The organism is Algibacter lectus, assembly GCF_004368925.1.
Lineage (GTDB): Bacteria > Bacteroidota > Bacteroidia > Flavobacteriales > Flavobacteriaceae > Algibacter > Algibacter lectus.
Window position 1 is genome coordinate 1,605,363 of sequence record NZ_SORL01000007.1, and the last position, 17,225, is coordinate 1,622,587.

Consider the following 17,225-nt stretch of genomic DNA (forward strand, 5'->3'; position numbering starts at 1 on the left):
ATCTATTATTTTGATTGAATAGTATTATTTGTGCCTAAATCTTCTATAGTTCCAGACGTTCTACCTGTAACACCTAAACTTTTATTCGAAAGATATAATGGATAATCGGTAAGATTATTAATTTCAAAATCGGATCCTTTAAAGTCGTTTTGATGCGGAAAATTTCCATTTAATAAACGAATGTTATTTTTTAAACCACCAACCTTAATTTGTAATCCGTGTTCGACACCTTCATTACTTCCACGTAAAGTGATATTATGACCACGACCACCTATGTAGGCTACATTTCCAGAACCATTCATGTACGGATTACTCGCAGGAATGATAGTGATATCAGCATTAAAATTCTTGTCATTTTCATAAGTCGATGAATATACTGGTCCATAACTGCAATCGGCTCTACAATTAATCACATCGCCAGAACCTAATGAAAACCCATTTTCACTACCTATAACTGTACAATTTTCGACATATTTTTTACCAGTGGCATGCGCTAAAGTAACACCTGTTCTCATATTTTTAACCGTACAATTTAATATGGTTGGGTTCGATGTGCCACGCTTAATAAGTTTACCATCAATAATAGTTTCGCCTGCATTATAAGCACGAATACCTGCTTCGCCAGTACTTAACATGTAGCCTTTGGGAAGTTCGTAACCCCAAACCGTCATGAAATCAACTTTATCGGCAGGAGAGCCTGTACCTTTTTCTAATAACATATCGTCGGTACTACGCATTTCGCCTTCTACATAGCAACCTTCTATTGTTGGGTTACTTGCAGCTTGCATAAATAAACAATGTCCGTAACTTCTATGGATAAACGTCGAGTTTTTTAAGTGATTAGATTCCCCACGAATTAAACAAGAACTGTGTTTTTGGTGTCTAATAACGTTTTTTCCACCTTTACCAAAGGCATCGCCATAACCATAAGGAAACGATCCTTTAGCCGCTACATAGAAGCCTTCAACAAGATTCTCTTTTCCATCGATACAAACATTTAACGCACCTTTTGTTGGCCCATCATAAACCGATCCGTCATCTATTAATGTTAGGTTTTTAAGCACGTTATTATTACCAACAATTTGAATTTCGTTAATTCTAATATTTCCATAAGATTGAAACACTTTTGTATCAACCTTAATGGTAACTCCTGAAAAATCGTAAGTACTTTTGCTTCCTTCAAAAAGCAATAATACTTTACACTCTTTACCTACAAAAGAAGATTTTGGATATAAACCATTTTTTACATCGGCTGCCGTTATAGAGTACACACCAGGGGTCATTTTCACATGCACTTCATTCTGACTTAAATAAGGTATTAATTCACTTAAAGAATTCACCTTAATTTGTGCGCTAGCAGTGATGCTTAATAGGAAACACATCCCGAAAAGAAACATCGAATTTTTAAGTACTGAACTGGTATTGATAAGTTTACTCATTATTAATCTTATTTTTATTTTAATACTTTTATTTGGTCTAAAACTGAACTTCTTTAATTTTTATTTCTCTATAAATTAATTCTGAATACTCAGCCTGAAGAGCTATAAATCCAGATTTAAGCGATAAGCCTCCATATGTTGCATTGGTGATTTCGTTGATTAAAACCTCATTTAAATAGTATTTTGCGCTATCACCTCTAACTTGCAACAAGACTTGATTCCATCCTGGCTTTTCTTCATTAGTCCATTTTTTTGAACTACTATAGCTTCTTTTTTCAATTTTCTGAATTTCGCCATCTTTTAAAACATCGCAATGTGCTCCGAGAATATTCCATAGATCGCCACAATCGTCTTCTTGAATTTGATATTCTAAACTTGATGGCCAAGCATAACTTCCCACAGGACAATGATATAATAAACCGGCATCACGTATTTTATCGAGTCGTGGCTCAAATTTACGTTCACCCCATTTAAACTCAAACTTCAAATCATAAGAGCTGTAAGCTTTTTTGGTAATCGCAACCCCGTAAGGCGCGGCAGTTTTCTTCCATTTATACATGGCTTTAAGCTCCTTTCCATTATACTCAAACATAGTGTTTGCTTCTTGCTCAGTCGCATCTCCGTTTACAATAAAATCATAATTGGGTCCCGTTTTTTCTGAATTTTCAAAAAGATCCACCCAAGTATTCAGTTTGGTTTCTCTTGTATTATCTAATTTTCTAATTAGAATATTTCTAAAAGCAATACTTCCATGATCGCCCTGTAACCTTAATGGAGCAAAAGCAACCTCAGCAGCATCTAAACCTTCACGAGTAGCTCCCGTTACTTCTTTGTTTTCATGAATAATTTGTCCGTTAAGAACTACCTTTTCGAACATGGCATTTTTTATTTTATTTCCGTTTTGATCAAACTTCGGCGCTCTAAAAATAATATCGTAAGTCTGCCATTCTCCTAACGGTAATGTTGCATTAACTCTTGGCGAGATACCTTCGTAACCTTTTTCTCCTTTAGGTTTACTTTCATCCCAACGCTGATAAATACCTCCACAATCAGAATACGCCACATCATCTTTTCCGTAACTATCAAAAATTTGGATTTCGTATCTACTCTGAAAATAAATTCCTGAATTGGAACCTTTTGGCAATAGAAATTCAATATGCAATTCTACATCTCCATAAGACTCCTGAGTTTCTATATGTTCCGTTTTGCCTATTTCTCCATTTACAAAAACACCTGCACCTTTTTTAAAATTTAAAAACTGGTAGTTAACCGAATCAACCTCAACCGATTTCACTTCGAACCAATCGCCTTGAGGAGTTCGAAAATCTTCAAGACCTTTTAGTTTTATTTGACTGAAGGATAAGTTAATTCCTGTCAATATTGTTAAGACTAAAACGCTAAGTTTTAAATTATTCATTTTAATGTTGTTTAAATTAATCAAACTATAAAAATCTAAAACTGAATAGTAGTTTCTTCACCTTGAAAATAAATTCTTTCTGCTCGACCTTGATCTACAGTGTGTATTAGGAATTCTTTGGGCAAATCTTCAAACACAACATAATTATCCACACCTTTAGTTATTTTTAGTGTTTTATCGGCATCGGAATAAGTAAAAACCACTTCAGAATAGGTTTTATCCTCATAATTATACGATTCGTTATCATCAAAATAGACTACATATTCCCCATCGGCTCCAGGATACACCACAATTTCAATAGGATCTTTTGTTAATTCTGTAGCAAACTGAACTTTTGGACCTATTGGCAAGATACTTCCTGCTTTTACGAAAATTGGAGTTTCATCTAAAGGCGTTTCAATAGTAATTTTCCCGGTAGCTTTTACTTTTTTACCTGTCCAGAAATTATACCAAATACCTTCTGGCAAATAAATTTCTTTTTGACGTTGTTGATATTCGGTAACATTACAAATCATTAACGATTCTCCAAAAAAGAATTGATCTTTAATACCCCAAGTATTTTTATCCTTTGGGTAATGATACACAAGCGGCGACATCATTAATTTACCTTGAGTTGTTACTTTCCAAGCTTCAGAATAAATATATGGCATCAATTTATATCTGGTATCTATAAATTTGCGAGCTGTAGTTTCAAAATCTTTGTTATATCTCCAAATTTCAGTTTCTGAAACATAACCATGAATTCTAAAAATAGGACTAAACGCGCCAAACTGAAACCAACGCGTTAACAATTCTATATATTCCGGATTAGTATACTGACTATCGTAAATAGGATTTAACGACTTAGAATCTCTAAAGAAACCACCAATATCATGTGTCCAATACGGTACACCCGCCATAGTAAAATTCAGCCCTGCAGGGATTTGTTCCGCAAACTGCTCCCAAGTTCCAGCGACATCGCCAGACCAAGATGTTGCTCCGTAACGTTGTTGTCCGGCATAAGCCGATCTTGTTAAGTTAAAAACACGCTCGTTAGGAAACTCTTCTCTTCGACCTTCATACATGGCTCTTGTTACTTCTAAAGAATAAGGGTTTTGAACTTCTTCATAAGGTCCAACGGCAGTACTTACTTTTGTATCTCTTACTCCCTCTGGTTCTGTACCATCTAACCAAATAGATTTTACACCTTTATGAAACATAGAATCACTTAAAGCGCGATAAAATTGTTCACTTACTTTTTTATCATAAATATCGATATAATTACTACTTTCTATTTTAGTAAGCCCATACTTTTCCTCTAAAGGTTTATTTTTAACCTCTGGCCAAACAGAAACCATTAAATTTAAATTCAGTTTGGTTAGCTCATCTACCATAGCATCTGGATCTGGATATTTAGCTCTATCCCACTCTGGTCCTTTAGTCCCTTTTGGCCAGTAAAACCAATCTTGAACAATGTTATCGACAGGGATATTTCGATCTCTCATTTCGCGAGCATTTTCTAACAATTCCTCTTGATTATGATAACGTTCTCTACATTGCCAAAAACCATAAGATTTTTTTGAAAACATAGGCGCCTTACCCGTTAACTCTTGATAGTTTGATATCACTTCACCCGGATTAGCTCCATAAACGAAATAATAATCGATGGCATTGCCTTTAGTACTGCTAAAAACGGTTTTGTTAAAATCCGGTTCATTATAAAATAATTTCCCTGGTATTTTTGCTCCTGTATTTTGGAATATTACCTTATATTCCTTGCCAGCTTCTAAATGTTTTTTACCTGAATATCGCCTAGGCATCCATATGGTTGAATAGTTGATAACAGAATCGCCATCGATGGATACATTAATATTCCCTCGCATACGGCCGTTATTATCACTTAAAGCTAAAAAGGTATATTCTCCAGTTTTTGTTGGTGTAAATGTAGTTTCGCGTATGTTTTTTTCTGCCGCCTCTTTAGCAGCATAAGCTGCTACATTTTCCTTTTCACCATCAACAGGAGCTACTGTTTCTTCACTGCTATTGTTAACTTCAGCTTTAGAATCAAATACGATCTCATTTTCAGGATTATTAAAATCGGTAAGACTATAATTATGCCAATAAATACCATAACCTTTAGTTGAAACCAAAAACGGAATAGCGATTTCCTGATTATACTGCTGTAAACGAATTGGTACATTTTTCCAATTCATGATACCACTTTGAAACTGCCCTAAACCGTACAAACCTTCATCTCCCGCTTGAAACCCTTGTGAAACATTATGTTGCTTTCCTTCTTCTTCGGAATTAATAAAAGTACGCTCATTGGTTTCGGCTAATAAACCTTTACCATCCTTTGTTTCAAAAGTAATAACACCATCACTATTTACAAATAGTTTTACCAATTTGGTGCTAATTGTTATTCTATCTGACGTTTCTTTCAACTCCCATTCTACGCTTTGAGGCTCTAAAACCGTAACATAATCTGGAATTGTTGACGGTGTACTTGTATTCAGTATTTTATTGACATGAATAATGGCATCGTCAATAATTTCAACATTAATATTTAAGCTATCCTGCTGGATGGTAAGGCCATGTTCCGATTTCTCAATATTGTATTTATATTTTGAGTTACAGCTTGCTAGAAAAAGAAGCGTTATACTTAGAAAGCAAATGTTTTTTGTCATTATAATTTTGGTTTTTAGTTGGTGATTTTTTAATGAATAATTTTCGGTATCATTTCTGATAAATTATTCATTCGGAAAATTCTTTGGTAATGGAGGTACGTTTAATGCTTCTTTTTCATCTGGAACTCTATTAGATGTGGTTTGTTTATCACCATACCAATACATGCCTACGCCATATCCCATTTCACAATCGGTCCAGCTCCAAACTTCCATGTCTAATTTTAAAGAACTACTAAAAGGCATAACATCTAAGGCACGAGTTCTAGTTTCTGTGCTATAACCAGAGGTGTTTTTACCCTTAAAATCTTTAGTTTTTTTATTTAACTTATTGAATATATAACTTCTTGGTTGTGCATGAAAAGGATGCTCGTAAAACTCGTTACTTTTCCCTCCCCAAGAATAGGCATAGTAATCTTCTGTTCCTGTTCCAAAAATGGATGGAAAATCTTCACCATCTACATAAATTCTTTCATCGCCTTCCCCCCACCATTTCGCAACAGGGTTCATAACAGTTAAAGCATCTCCCACATATACACCTCTTCCTTTTATTGTAATATAATTCCAATCAGAAAAAGGTCTAGTAGCTACAGGGTATTGCCCTTTCCAAGCTGCATTAAAATACATACTTTCACTATCCCAATTCCATTTACCAACAGTTGCTTTCAAGTCTACATTTACTGTAGTTTCCCCTATATTAACAATCGATATTTTTCCTGTTTTTTGATATGGCATTACCCATCTACATGTCATTATTCCATCTTCACTAACCGTTCTATACCAACCTTGAAATGGGTGTAACCCTATTCCGTTACCAAAGAAATCACCTAATGGACACCAAACAGTTGATTCACCATCAAATTCAATTTTTAAAATTACAGTACGAGTTACATCAGGATTTTTGTAATCATCTAATTTTATACTAAGCTCTCTTACAGCTGCATGTCCTTCTGGTAATTTTATAGATTTTTCTTTTTTAGATTTTAATTTTGCACTAAAAGAAACATCTTCACCTTTCATTGTATTTTTTGGAGCTAACAATAACTCACCTACCTCTTTAGTTAAAGGCATTGCATTATCAAAATCCTCTTTAGTAAAGGTTTTTATAGGTGTATAATCATCATATTCTCTATAAGTAAATTGATAGAAAAAAGGCCTCTGTGTTGTAGTAATTTTACAACTCTTAGCATAAGGAATAGGAAAAAAAGATACTGCTGAACGCAATGACTGATGTGCCAATGGAAAAGGAATCAAACCTGTTCCATCAAGCAAGCCTAACATATTACCTTGCAATGCAGGCTCTTCACTTCCATCTAAATAAATTTTGATCTCAATGTCTGTGTCTGGTTTATTTGCACTCAAAAAAGGCATCCAAGTGCGTACAATAGCTCCAGGCCCTACATGATCCATTAATACCCATTCTTTTTGACCATTTTTTTCTTCTGTTCTTATAAAATTATGATCGCCATCTTTACTGTTGAAATCATGATTATTAAACCAACCAATAGAATCTTGAGGTATTGTAGAAGCTCTATTATAACTACTTTCTTGTTTTAATCTAAAATTAGTTGAAGGAAAACGAGCGACAACATCTCTATCCACCATATCTTTTAACAAAGATTCTATACTCACTTCATTCTTGTTTTGAGTAAATCCTAAAACTGTAGTGAATAAAAAAAGAATACTTAGAATGTGTTTCATGGGCTTTAGTCTAGTTTAGTTTATGGTTTTTAGTTGTTTTTATTGAGAGCTACTTGATACATCTCCTCTGTTTTTGCTCTTAATTTTTCTAAAACAGCAGTATACTCTGGATTATTAACCAAATTATTTTGTTCAGAAGGATCCTTAATCACATCATAAAGTTCCTCAATTTTAGGTGTATGTTCGTAGTAAACAATATATTTCCATTGCTCTGTACGCACGCCTCTGCTTCTATATGATTTGTTATTTTCTATTAAATTTTGGTTTAATTCATCAACATTATCTTTATAGCGTTCTTGAAACATAGCGGCCAAAAACAAATCTTCCATAAACACGGTATCTCGCCATTGCGACATGTCTTCAGTTTTACTTAAAACCCTACTAATATCTCGACCTTGCATACTTTTTGGTACTTGTAAACCTGCCATAGAAACAATTGTAGGCGCCATATCTACTGAAGAAATTAAAGCCTTTTCACGTCTCTGACGTTTAGATTCCGACATACGTCCGTCATAAATAATAAGAGGAGCCTTAACAGATTCGTCATACAAAAGGCATTTATCAAAAAGCCCGTGAGAGCCTTGAAAACGACCGTTATCACTGGTATAGATAATAACGGTATTTTCTAACATGTTTTTTTCTTTTAGTTTTTCAACCAAAAAGCCAACTTGTTCATCTACAGTATAACCCTGTGTTGCAAAACGACGTACAAGCCTTTGATACATTTCGGGTGTAGATGAGCGTTTTTTATGCAAATACACACCTCTTGCATTTTCTTTAACCACTGTTGGTAAAACAGGATTATCGCCCTCTACCCAATTGTCTGGCGCTTCCATTTCTGCCTTTTTAAATTGCTCGAAATGCGGCATATATACATCCTTATCGTTATCATGCTTTACTGCATAAAAGCTAACCGACAAACAAAATGGTTGATCCTCTGGTTGTGTGTCTATAAAACGCATCATGGCTTCTCCCGTTCTTAAGGTTCTTCCTGAGTTTTGTCGCCCTTCTTTATAAATATTTTTCAATTCTACATCGTCTTCTGGCCAGGTAACATGCCCTTTTCTATCACGTGTTTCACTTCCTGCAAAAAAATCAAAAACACCACCCATATGTTCTTTATAGAATTGCTCTTTTGGCATACTTGGTCGTGTAGCTTCATCTGTTACTGTAAATCCGACCTTACCGATAAAACCCGTTCTATAACCCGCATTTTTAAGTAATGCGGGGTAACTTTTACTAAAATCATTTTGCGATAACGTATAATCGTCTGGAGCTACAAAACTTACTCTATGATTTGAATTATACCTTCCCGTTAACATAGTTACTCGACTCGGCATACAAATAGCCACAGCATAAAACGCCTGATCGAACACCACACCTTCGGCTGCCAATTTATCTATATTAGGCGTATTAAATTCCGGTTTCCCGTAAACTCCCATATTATCCCAACGTTGATCATCAGTCATTAAAAAAATAATATTGGGTTTAGGTTTAGCTTCCGAAGCTTTATTAATTTTTGATTGACCACTCGTCATTAAAGACAAAAGCATCACTAAAGCAATGGATGAAATTTGTTTTAAACTATGCATAATTTATTTTCCTAATATTAATATTTAGTTCTCAACTCGTTAATTTTTTTATCAGCATTATTAGAAATGTGGCGATCGTATTTTTGGGTATAAAGTGTCGCTACCGACAGATATTGCTGCGGAAGTTTATTGTAATGCCTCCAAGCTTTATCATAAGCTTTAATCCATTTTTTAACAGCCTTGGCATCACCTTGTTTTTCAGCATCGGCCATGTTAACAATAATTCGGTATATTTTATAAAGTCTTAATCCATATTCCGAAGAACCTATAGCATGATTTTTAGTCGCTTCACTATCCCATTTAATAGATTTTGCCAGCTTAACAATCGTTTTCCATTTGGCAACAGATTCATCTTTTTGCTCTAAATTTCGCTTACGCTCCACTTCTCCTTTTACAGCATCCGGCCAAGCAATTCCCTGATCTCTTGTCCACCAAGGATTCATATCTCTAAACGTACTATTTCTACCTCGCACTACAGCTTCAGCAGAAAGCAAACACAGTTCTCTAAATTTAGCAACATCTTCACCTTCCAACTTTAAACGTTCGGTAGCATATCTATTAAAAATAAACTCCTCACTTTTATTGGTATTTTGCCCCCATTGTGCCATAACCCATGCGTTTAAATCGCACCACATTTCACTTTTAATATAAGGACCTTCCCAGCCACCGCCACGAGACCACGTCCAAATACCGGCATACAAATTGGGTCTTTTTTCAACAAACTCGCTAATACTATTTATTTGTTCTTTAGGCATCGATGCATGTTCCTCAAAACCATCTATAACACCGTTTGCGATGTAATTAGGGTAAGCACCTTTCCCCTCATATTCACGTGCTGACTGAACTTCTATAATTTGACGATGACGTCCCTGACCAATCACCTTACTAAATGCGTTAGATCTATGAAAATCGCCCTCACAATGTTTTATACTAATTACCAAATTATCGTGAGGCTCAATGGCATCACTAACTTCCAAATAATCTTTTATATTTTTATCGAAGGCAATCCATGTTCGAAAAATAAGCTGCTTGTTTCGTTTCTCGCAAATCTCCTCCTTAAGAATTTTCATTAAAGGAATAATAGTCTTTTCGGGGCTTTTTTTATTTTCGATAGCACCTTGATGATAGGGTGCATCATGCAAATAAGTTTCCCCAATACGCACCACCAAACCATCCAAATCTGGAAATTGATCGAACATTTCGTTAATTTGAGCTCGAATAAATTTTTCCGTTAAGGCATTATTTGGATCTCCAAAAGTGTTTTCTATACCAAATTTTTCTATTAAACGCTTCGGAAATAAAACCAAATCAGACATGGCATAAATAGCCATATCTTGTGCTTTACTCTTCGCATGCATCTCTTTAATTTGTGCAGCCTTAGCATCTACCCATGCGCGTTCCTCTGAACCTTTTGGTAAAATGTCTGGGTCTACAGATTCCCAATTTATCGCTAATGCTGGAGATTCAAACAGAAAATAAACCTTACCATTATAACCCATTTCTTTTATAACCGCAGGATCATTATAGGCCGATTGATAAGGTGCTTCACCAGGATTATGATGAACCATATCTAATATTAAAGGTGAAGCAACATCAATCTGAGCCAAAACATTCGTGCTAAAAACACTCACCAACACTAAAAATGTTAAACTGAAATAATTTTTTAAACTTAATTTTTTCATTGATATAAAATTTATTTAAAAGAGATCTTAAATGATTCTCAGGTACTCAAACATAGAAATTTATAGTTCGTTTCGATTATTAATTCGACCAATAACTTCTGTTTTCACACAATCAACACCTCTTTTTAACACCTAATTCTAAACATTTTATTTTCCAACCAAAATAATCTCCTCACCTACTTTTGTTTCTATATCAAACAAGTACGATTTTTTCAAAGTCACCCCCTCTAATTTAGCTTCTTTAGAAACTAATGGTTGTTTAATTTCTGGTACGCTATAAAATGTATTTGAGTTTGTTCCTAATGCCGTTTTAAGCATTTTACCTCCTTCTAAAATCAGTTTATTATAAGCTCTAATACGTAAGTTTCCTCCTAAATTAGATTTTATCACAGCCTTTACTATTTCTCCATTTTCCCATTCTAAATTTGTGATTTCAAAACCACCTCTTGCACGTAATCCTTTCACTCTGCCATCTTTCCAAACATCTGGAAGTGCAGGAATTAAATGAATTGCGCCGTCATGGCTTTGTACTAACATTTCGGTTAAACCGGAAGTAAAACCAAAATTTCCGTCAATTTGAAACGGTGGATGTGCATCGAGCATGTTAGCATAAGTACCACCACCTTTTGGTGAATCTGGACGGCCAACTAACTTTATTTGATCCCCCATAAGTTTATAAGCATGATTGCCATCTAATAAACGTGCCCATAAATTTATTTTCCAGTTCATAGACCATCCTGTTGATGGATCACCTCTTTGGATTAGCGTGTTTTTAGCACCTTCAAATAATTCTGAATTTCTATAAGGTGAAATTAGGTTAGAAGGATACAATCCGTATAAATGTGATACATGACGGTGTTTATCTTCCGGGTCGTCTAAATCTTCCATCCATTCTTGGAGCTGATTGTATTTACCAACTTGCATTGGTGGTAATTTAGAAAGTGCCACCTCCATTTTTGGAATTAAATTAGAATCGACATCTAATAATTTTGCAGCAGCAATAGTTTTAGTTAAAATATCGTAAACCAATTGATTATCCATGGTTGTACCAGCTTCAATATTCACGCCTTTATCACGTCCTTTTGGCCCGTGTTCCGGCGAAATAGTTGGCAACATAATTAACCATCCATTATCGGGCTCTTCTGTTAAAAAACTCAAGCAAAACTCCGAGGCACCTTTCATTGCAGGATATACAGAACGTAAATACTCCAAATCGCCATTAAACATAAATTTCTCCCATAAATGCTGACTTAACCATGTACCTCCTGTTGGCCACATGCCCCAAGTTGCGCCATCTACAGGCCCTGCAATACGCCATAAATCGGTATTGTGGTGCGTTACCCAACCATCGGCTCCGTACATAACTTCTGCGGTTTCTTTACCTGCTTCAGAAAGTTCTCGAACCATTTGAATAAGCGGCTCATGCATTTCGGATAAGTTAGTCACCTCAGCCGGCCAATAATTCATTTGAGTGTTAATATTTACCGTGTAAGCACTTTTCCATGGTGGTGTTAATTGATTACACCATAAGCCTTGTAAATTTCCAGGTTGCCCTCCTGGTTGCGATGAAGAAATTAATAAATAACGTCCAAATTGAAAATATAAAGCTGCCAATGCAGGATCGTTACCTGTACTGAATTCTTTAATTCTAACATCTGTTGTGTTATTTATAGAATCTGTAACACCTAAATCTAACTCAACTCTTTTAAAATATTTTTGATAGAAAGCTGTATGATCTTTTAGTAATTGATGGTAAGCTTTATTTTCCGCTTTAGCGATATAATCCGCAGCTCGTTTATGTGGATCTGCACTTATATCTTGATAATTAACAAAGTTAGTAGCTATTGAAATAAATAGCGTTACACTGTTCGCTCTAGAAACTACCAAGTGTTCAGCTTTCGCAGATGTTTTCCCGCCTTCTTGTAAAATCTTTAAACGAGATTCAAATTCTACCTGTCCTTTTGTTGGTGTTCCATCTTTTATACGTTTGCTAATACGGTCGCTACTAAGCCCTGTCATTTTTAAAATATTGTTATCCTCAGTAGATATTGAAACCATTGCAGGTTTTGGTCGGTCCATACTAGCAGAAAAACTAATCTTTCCGTTTTCGCTAGCCGATAATTTTATTACAATAACCTGATCGGTAAACGATGTAAAAATTTCACGTTTATAGTTTACATCACCAACAGTATAGGTGGTTGTATTAACAGCGTTTTCAATATCGAGCTCGCGGTGGTAATTAGAAAAATTATCATGGTTTTCAAAATTCAACCTTAAATTACCAACCGTTTCGTAAGGCATACCATGAGATTTTTTCGAAATAAAATCTTTATCAGCCAAACGGTGCGCTTCCGTATATTTTTTATCAAAAAGTAATGTTCGTATTTCAGACAAAGACGTTTTAGCTGCTGCATTATCATTTCTATGCGGACCACCAGCCCAAAGTGTATTTTCGTTAAGTTGAATATTTTCGTTTACCGGATTCCCAAAAACCATAGCACCTAATCGGCCATTTCCTAATGGTAAAGCTTCATTCCAATCTGCAGCCGGAGCATTGTACCAAAGTTTGTTTTTATTATTATTTTGAGCAACACAAGTTCCAATTCCGATACAAATTAAAATAAAAGTATTTAATATAATTTTCATCCGTTTTACTTTTAGCTATGGTTTAGTTGTAATTTTTAACGAAAATAATATTTACAGGATTTTATAGTATAAACTATGGTTTCATCCATATAAACTATAACTTATTAATCGTAATTAGCTAAATAAACAGATGAATATTAAACTTTAAATAAAAATAAAATAGTAAGATTACGGTTAGAATTTATTGTAAACAAAACAGCCATCTTTTAAATAAAAGATGGCTGTTTTTATAAAATTATAAAATGCGTTTTATTCTAAAATCGCTTTCATTTCTTGTTGAAGTATTTCTGCACTTTTAGCAGCGGCTTCTGCAAAATCTTCGTTTTGAGATGCATAAATAATGCCTCTCGAAGAATTAATTAATAAGCCAACATTGTCCGTCATACCATATTTACAAACGTCTTGCAAGTTTCCGCCTTGAGCGCCAACACCAGGGACGAGTAAAAAACTGTTTGGAATAATTTTTCTAATATCAGCAAAGTATTCTGCTTTGGTTGCTCCAACAACATACATTAAATTCTCGGCGTTTGTCCACGTTTTAGACGTTTCTAAAACCTGTTTATAAAGCTCTTTTCCATCAACCGTTTTCGTTTGAAAATCGAAAGCTCCAGCATTAGAGGTTAAAGCCAACATAATAGTATGTTTATCTTTAAAAGCTAAAAACGGCTCCACAGAATCTTTTCCCATATATGGTGCTACAGTAACCGAATCGAATGCTAAATCTTCAAAAAATGCTTTAGCATACATAGTACTTGTGTTACCAATATCGCCACGTTTTGCATCGGCAATAGTGAAAATCTCAGGATACTTTTCATTTAAATATTTAATAGTTTTCTCTAAAGATTTCCAGCCTTTAATACCATAAGCCTCGTAGAAAGCCGTGTTTGGTTTATAGGCAACACACAAATGATGTGTGGCATCGATAATAGCCTTATTGAAAGCAAAAATAGGATCTTCTTCTTTTAAAAGGTGTTGAGGTATTTTGTTTAAATCCACATCTAAACCTATACATAAAAAAGTTTTTTTCTTCTGAATTTGTTCAATAAGCTGCTTTGTTGTCATCCTAACTTAATATTCCTTAAAAGGAAATTACTATTTAATATTAAACTCGACGTACTGTAAATTTCATGTTAGTTTTAACACCAACATAGCAGTACATATTCTAAATGATATCGGTATTTGCTTTTAATTTCTCTGTGTTTTCAGCTAACATTAATTCGTCAAGAATTTTTTGAATATCACCGTTTACAATATTTGATAGATCGTAAAGCGTTAATCCAATTCTATGATCGGTTACACGACCTTGCGAGTAATTGTACGTTCTAATTTTAGCAGATCTATCTCCCGAAGATACCATACTACCACGTTTAGCAGCATCGGCTTCGTTCTTTTTAGCCAATTCCATTTCGTAAAGACGAGAACGTAATACTTTAAAGGCTTTTTCTTTATTTTTATGTTGCGATTTTTGATCCTGACATTGCGCCACTAACCCTGTAGGTATGTGAGTTAAACGTACCGCAGAATAAGTTGTATTTACCGATTGCCCACCTGGTCCAGATGAACAGAAAAAGTCGATTCGAACTTCTTTTGGGTTAATTTCAACATCAAATTCTTCCGCTTCTGGAAACACCATAACCGTTGCTGCACTAGTGTGTACACGACCTTGAGTTTCTGTTTGCGGCACACGTTGTACACGGTGTACTCCGGCTTCAAACTTTAAGGTTCCATAAACATCTTCACCCGAAACTTCGAACTGAATCTCTTTAAAACCGCCATTTGTACCTTCACTAAAATCTACAGTATCTACACGCCAGCCTCTACTTTCGCAATACTTGCTGTACATTCTAAATAAATCTCCTGCAAAAATACTCGCTTCATCACCACCGGTTCCGGCACGTAATTCTACTACAGCATTTTTAGAGTCTTCAGGATCTTTAGGAATTAAGAGAACTTTTATTTCTTCTTCTAACTTAGGGATACCAACTTTAGCTTCTTCCAACTGCATTTTGGCCATATCAACCATTTCGGCATCACTACCGTCTGCAATTATTTCTTCAGCTTCAGCTAAATTATTAGTAAACTCTATATATTCCTCACGTTTATCCATAAGGATACGTAAATCTTTGTATTCTTTATTAAGCTCTACATAACGCTTTTGATCGGTGATGATATCTGGTTGGATAATTAAATCGCTAACCTCATCAAAACGTTGTTTTACTATTTGTAACTTCTCTAACATCTGCCTTATTTAATTGGAAATCAAAAATACAATAAATTATGAATTTTCAATGACTACATGACATGGAACTAACGTAACTTTAAAAATAATTTATGTTTTTTCACGTTATAGGCCATACTATGCAACAATTATCTGCTTTATTTATATTTTACCGGCCATATATGTTATGGTCTTTTGGTGTGAATATTCTTTTTGCTATTATGGGCTATAGTCTAATTCCTATATTTATAATAAAATTAATTCTGATTGCTTTTTTGTGGTATTTAATGAATGAAACCAACGCTAAACGCAAATTGACATTCTATAAAAACTTGGGCCTTTCAACTTTAAAACTCTTTGGTTGTGTATTTATTATCGATTTAATTTTAAGTCTGCCTTTTCTTTTAATTTTGAAAGAATTTATATGATTTTTGAAATTGATAATATTGAATTATCCTTTAAAGAAAAACGTATTTTAAACGGTATTTATCTTAAAGCTGAAACCAATAACATCACAGGATTATTAGGAAGTAATGGTTGCGGAAAAACGTGTTTGCTAAATATATTGTTTGGGAGTTTAAAGCCTAAATACAAACTAATTCGCGTTGATAATAAACCTGTTTTAAAACCTCTTTACAAAACAAAACTGGTTGGCTATTTACCACAGCATCATTTTATTCCTAGTCATTTAAAAGTGAAAAGAATTTTTAAACTTTTTAAAATATCTTGGAAAACATTCACACATCATTTTGAAGTGTTCGGACATTATAAGAAAATTAAAATCGGAAAATTATCGGGAGGAGAACGCCGCTTAATTGAAACATACATTGTTTTAAAAAGCAACACTAAATTGATTTTATTAGATGAACCCTTTTCTCATCTATCTCCATTAAATATTGAAATTATAAAAAATGTGATTACAGCTGAAAAAGAGCATAAAGCTATTATAATTACAGATCATTTATATAAAGAGATTATTGATATTGCTGATAATCTTTACTTTATAAAAAATGGTAATTCAAGACACATTGAAAATGTAAAAGAATTAGAGGATTTGAAGTACTTAAACACCTCTAACCTTAACTAATTTAAATGCTTTATCGTTTTTATTTTCTAAAACAGAGAATAAAACACAAAAGCTTAACCCAAATAAGAATAAAAAATACTCCAAATAACATAGTGCCATTAATTGAAGATAGTGAGCAATAACACTAGTAACTTCGGCTAAAGTTAAAAACACGACTACTAAAGCAAAATATTTAGATCTAGAATCTTTTATTAAGCGATACCGAATAGCAAAAGCCGCAACTATAATTAGAGCACACCCTAAAAGAAAGTACAAATTAACCAAATATTCTAAAATAATAAAAGGTTCTATTATTGCGATAACAGCTCGAACTACATAAGTATTAAGAAAAATAAGCAATCCATAAATTAGATATTCAATATAACTAATACGCAATGTTTTTTGTTTGAAAAAACCACAGAGACAAAGCATAACATAACCAAATAATTTAAAAAGGGTTGGCCATATGGTGTTGAGTGGGTTTTCAGAAAAAACAAGGAAAGTTTCAGATAAAATAAAGCACAACCAAAAAAGTGCTATAGTCCATTCCGAATAAATTTTGTACTTCAAAACAAATACAAAAAGCACTAGTTCTGTAACCAATACAACATTTAAGCTATAACTTAAAAATAATGTAATACAACTCAATACAAAAAAAATGCTGGTTATTAAGTACACCCTATTTTTAATACTTAACATGCACTGTTTATTTTTGAGTAGCTGTAAACCAAGAGATTTCTATTTAAGCGTGTAATTTAAAAATATTATAAGAAATACAATACATGTAAGCAGATAAATATC

General features: G+C 34.0%; 11 protein-coding genes. 1 reads left to right on the forward strand and 10 read right to left on the reverse strand.

The features are described from left to right. Positions 1-5 precede the first annotated feature (5 nt). From DFQ06_RS07290 to prfA, 9 genes are all read right to left on the reverse strand, one after another. Positions 6-1,439, reverse strand: coding sequence for a right-handed parallel beta-helix repeat-containing protein (locus DFQ06_RS07290; RefSeq protein WP_133966911.1), 1,434 nt, complete (start codon positions 1,437-1,439; stop codon positions 6-8). 37 nt (positions 1,440-1,476) lie between these two features. Beyond that, positions 1,477-2,856: a 3-keto-disaccharide hydrolase gene (locus DFQ06_RS07295; protein WP_133966913.1), complete on the reverse strand. Its 1,380-nt coding sequence runs from the start codon at positions 2,854-2,856 to the stop codon at positions 1,477-1,479. A 35-nt stretch (positions 2,857-2,891) separates the two neighbouring features. After that, positions 2,892-5,522 carry a glycoside hydrolase family 31 protein gene (locus tag DFQ06_RS07300; protein WP_133966915.1) on the reverse strand — a complete coding sequence of 877 codons (2,631 nt, stop codon included), beginning with the start codon at positions 5,520-5,522 and terminating at the stop codon, positions 2,892-2,894. A gap of 63 nt (positions 5,523-5,585) precedes the next feature. Further along, a complete protein-coding gene (locus DFQ06_RS07305; RefSeq protein WP_133966917.1) occupies positions 5,586-7,220 on the reverse strand; it encodes a glycoside hydrolase family 172 protein in 1,635 nt (544 codons plus the stop codon). A gap of 29 nt (positions 7,221-7,249) precedes the next feature. Next, entirely contained in the window at positions 7,250-8,812 is a 1,563-nt protein-coding gene (locus DFQ06_RS07310) for a sulfatase-like hydrolase/transferase (protein WP_206672763.1), read from the reverse strand. A 17-nt stretch (positions 8,813-8,829) separates the two neighbouring features. Continuing rightward, positions 8,830-10,494, reverse strand: coding sequence for a hypothetical protein (locus DFQ06_RS07315; protein ID WP_206672762.1), 1,665 nt, complete (start codon positions 10,492-10,494; stop codon positions 8,830-8,832). A gap of 147 nt (positions 10,495-10,641) precedes the next feature. After that, positions 10,642-13,140: a glycoside hydrolase family 95 protein gene (locus DFQ06_RS07320; protein WP_133966919.1), complete on the reverse strand. Its 2,499-nt coding sequence runs from the start codon at positions 13,138-13,140 to the stop codon at positions 10,642-10,644. 249 nt (positions 13,141-13,389) lie between these two features. Further along, positions 13,390-14,202, reverse strand: coding sequence for an orotidine-5'-phosphate decarboxylase (pyrF, locus tag DFQ06_RS07325; protein WP_042497370.1), 813 nt, complete (start codon positions 14,200-14,202; stop codon positions 13,390-13,392). A 100-nt stretch (positions 14,203-14,302) separates the two neighbouring features. After that, positions 14,303-15,379 (reverse strand): peptide chain release factor 1, encoded by a 1,077-nt coding sequence (prfA, locus tag DFQ06_RS07330; protein WP_042503030.1) that lies wholly within the window; start codon positions 15,377-15,379, stop codon positions 14,303-14,305. A 403-nt stretch (positions 15,380-15,782) separates the two neighbouring features. Here prfA and DFQ06_RS07340 point away from each other — a divergent pair, with 403 nt between their 5' ends. After that, complete coding sequence (locus tag DFQ06_RS07340; protein WP_133966921.1) at positions 15,783-16,445, forward strand: ATP-binding cassette domain-containing protein; 663 nt, start codon at positions 15,783-15,785, stop codon at positions 16,443-16,445. On the opposite strand, the gene DFQ06_RS07345 is transcribed toward DFQ06_RS07340, so the two are convergent. Then, a complete protein-coding gene (locus tag DFQ06_RS07345) occupies positions 16,422-16,820 on the reverse strand; it encodes a hypothetical protein (protein WP_133966923.1) in 399 nt (132 codons plus the stop codon). The genes DFQ06_RS07340 and DFQ06_RS07345 overlap by 24 nt on opposite strands. Positions 16,821-17,225: the final 405 nt, after the last annotated feature.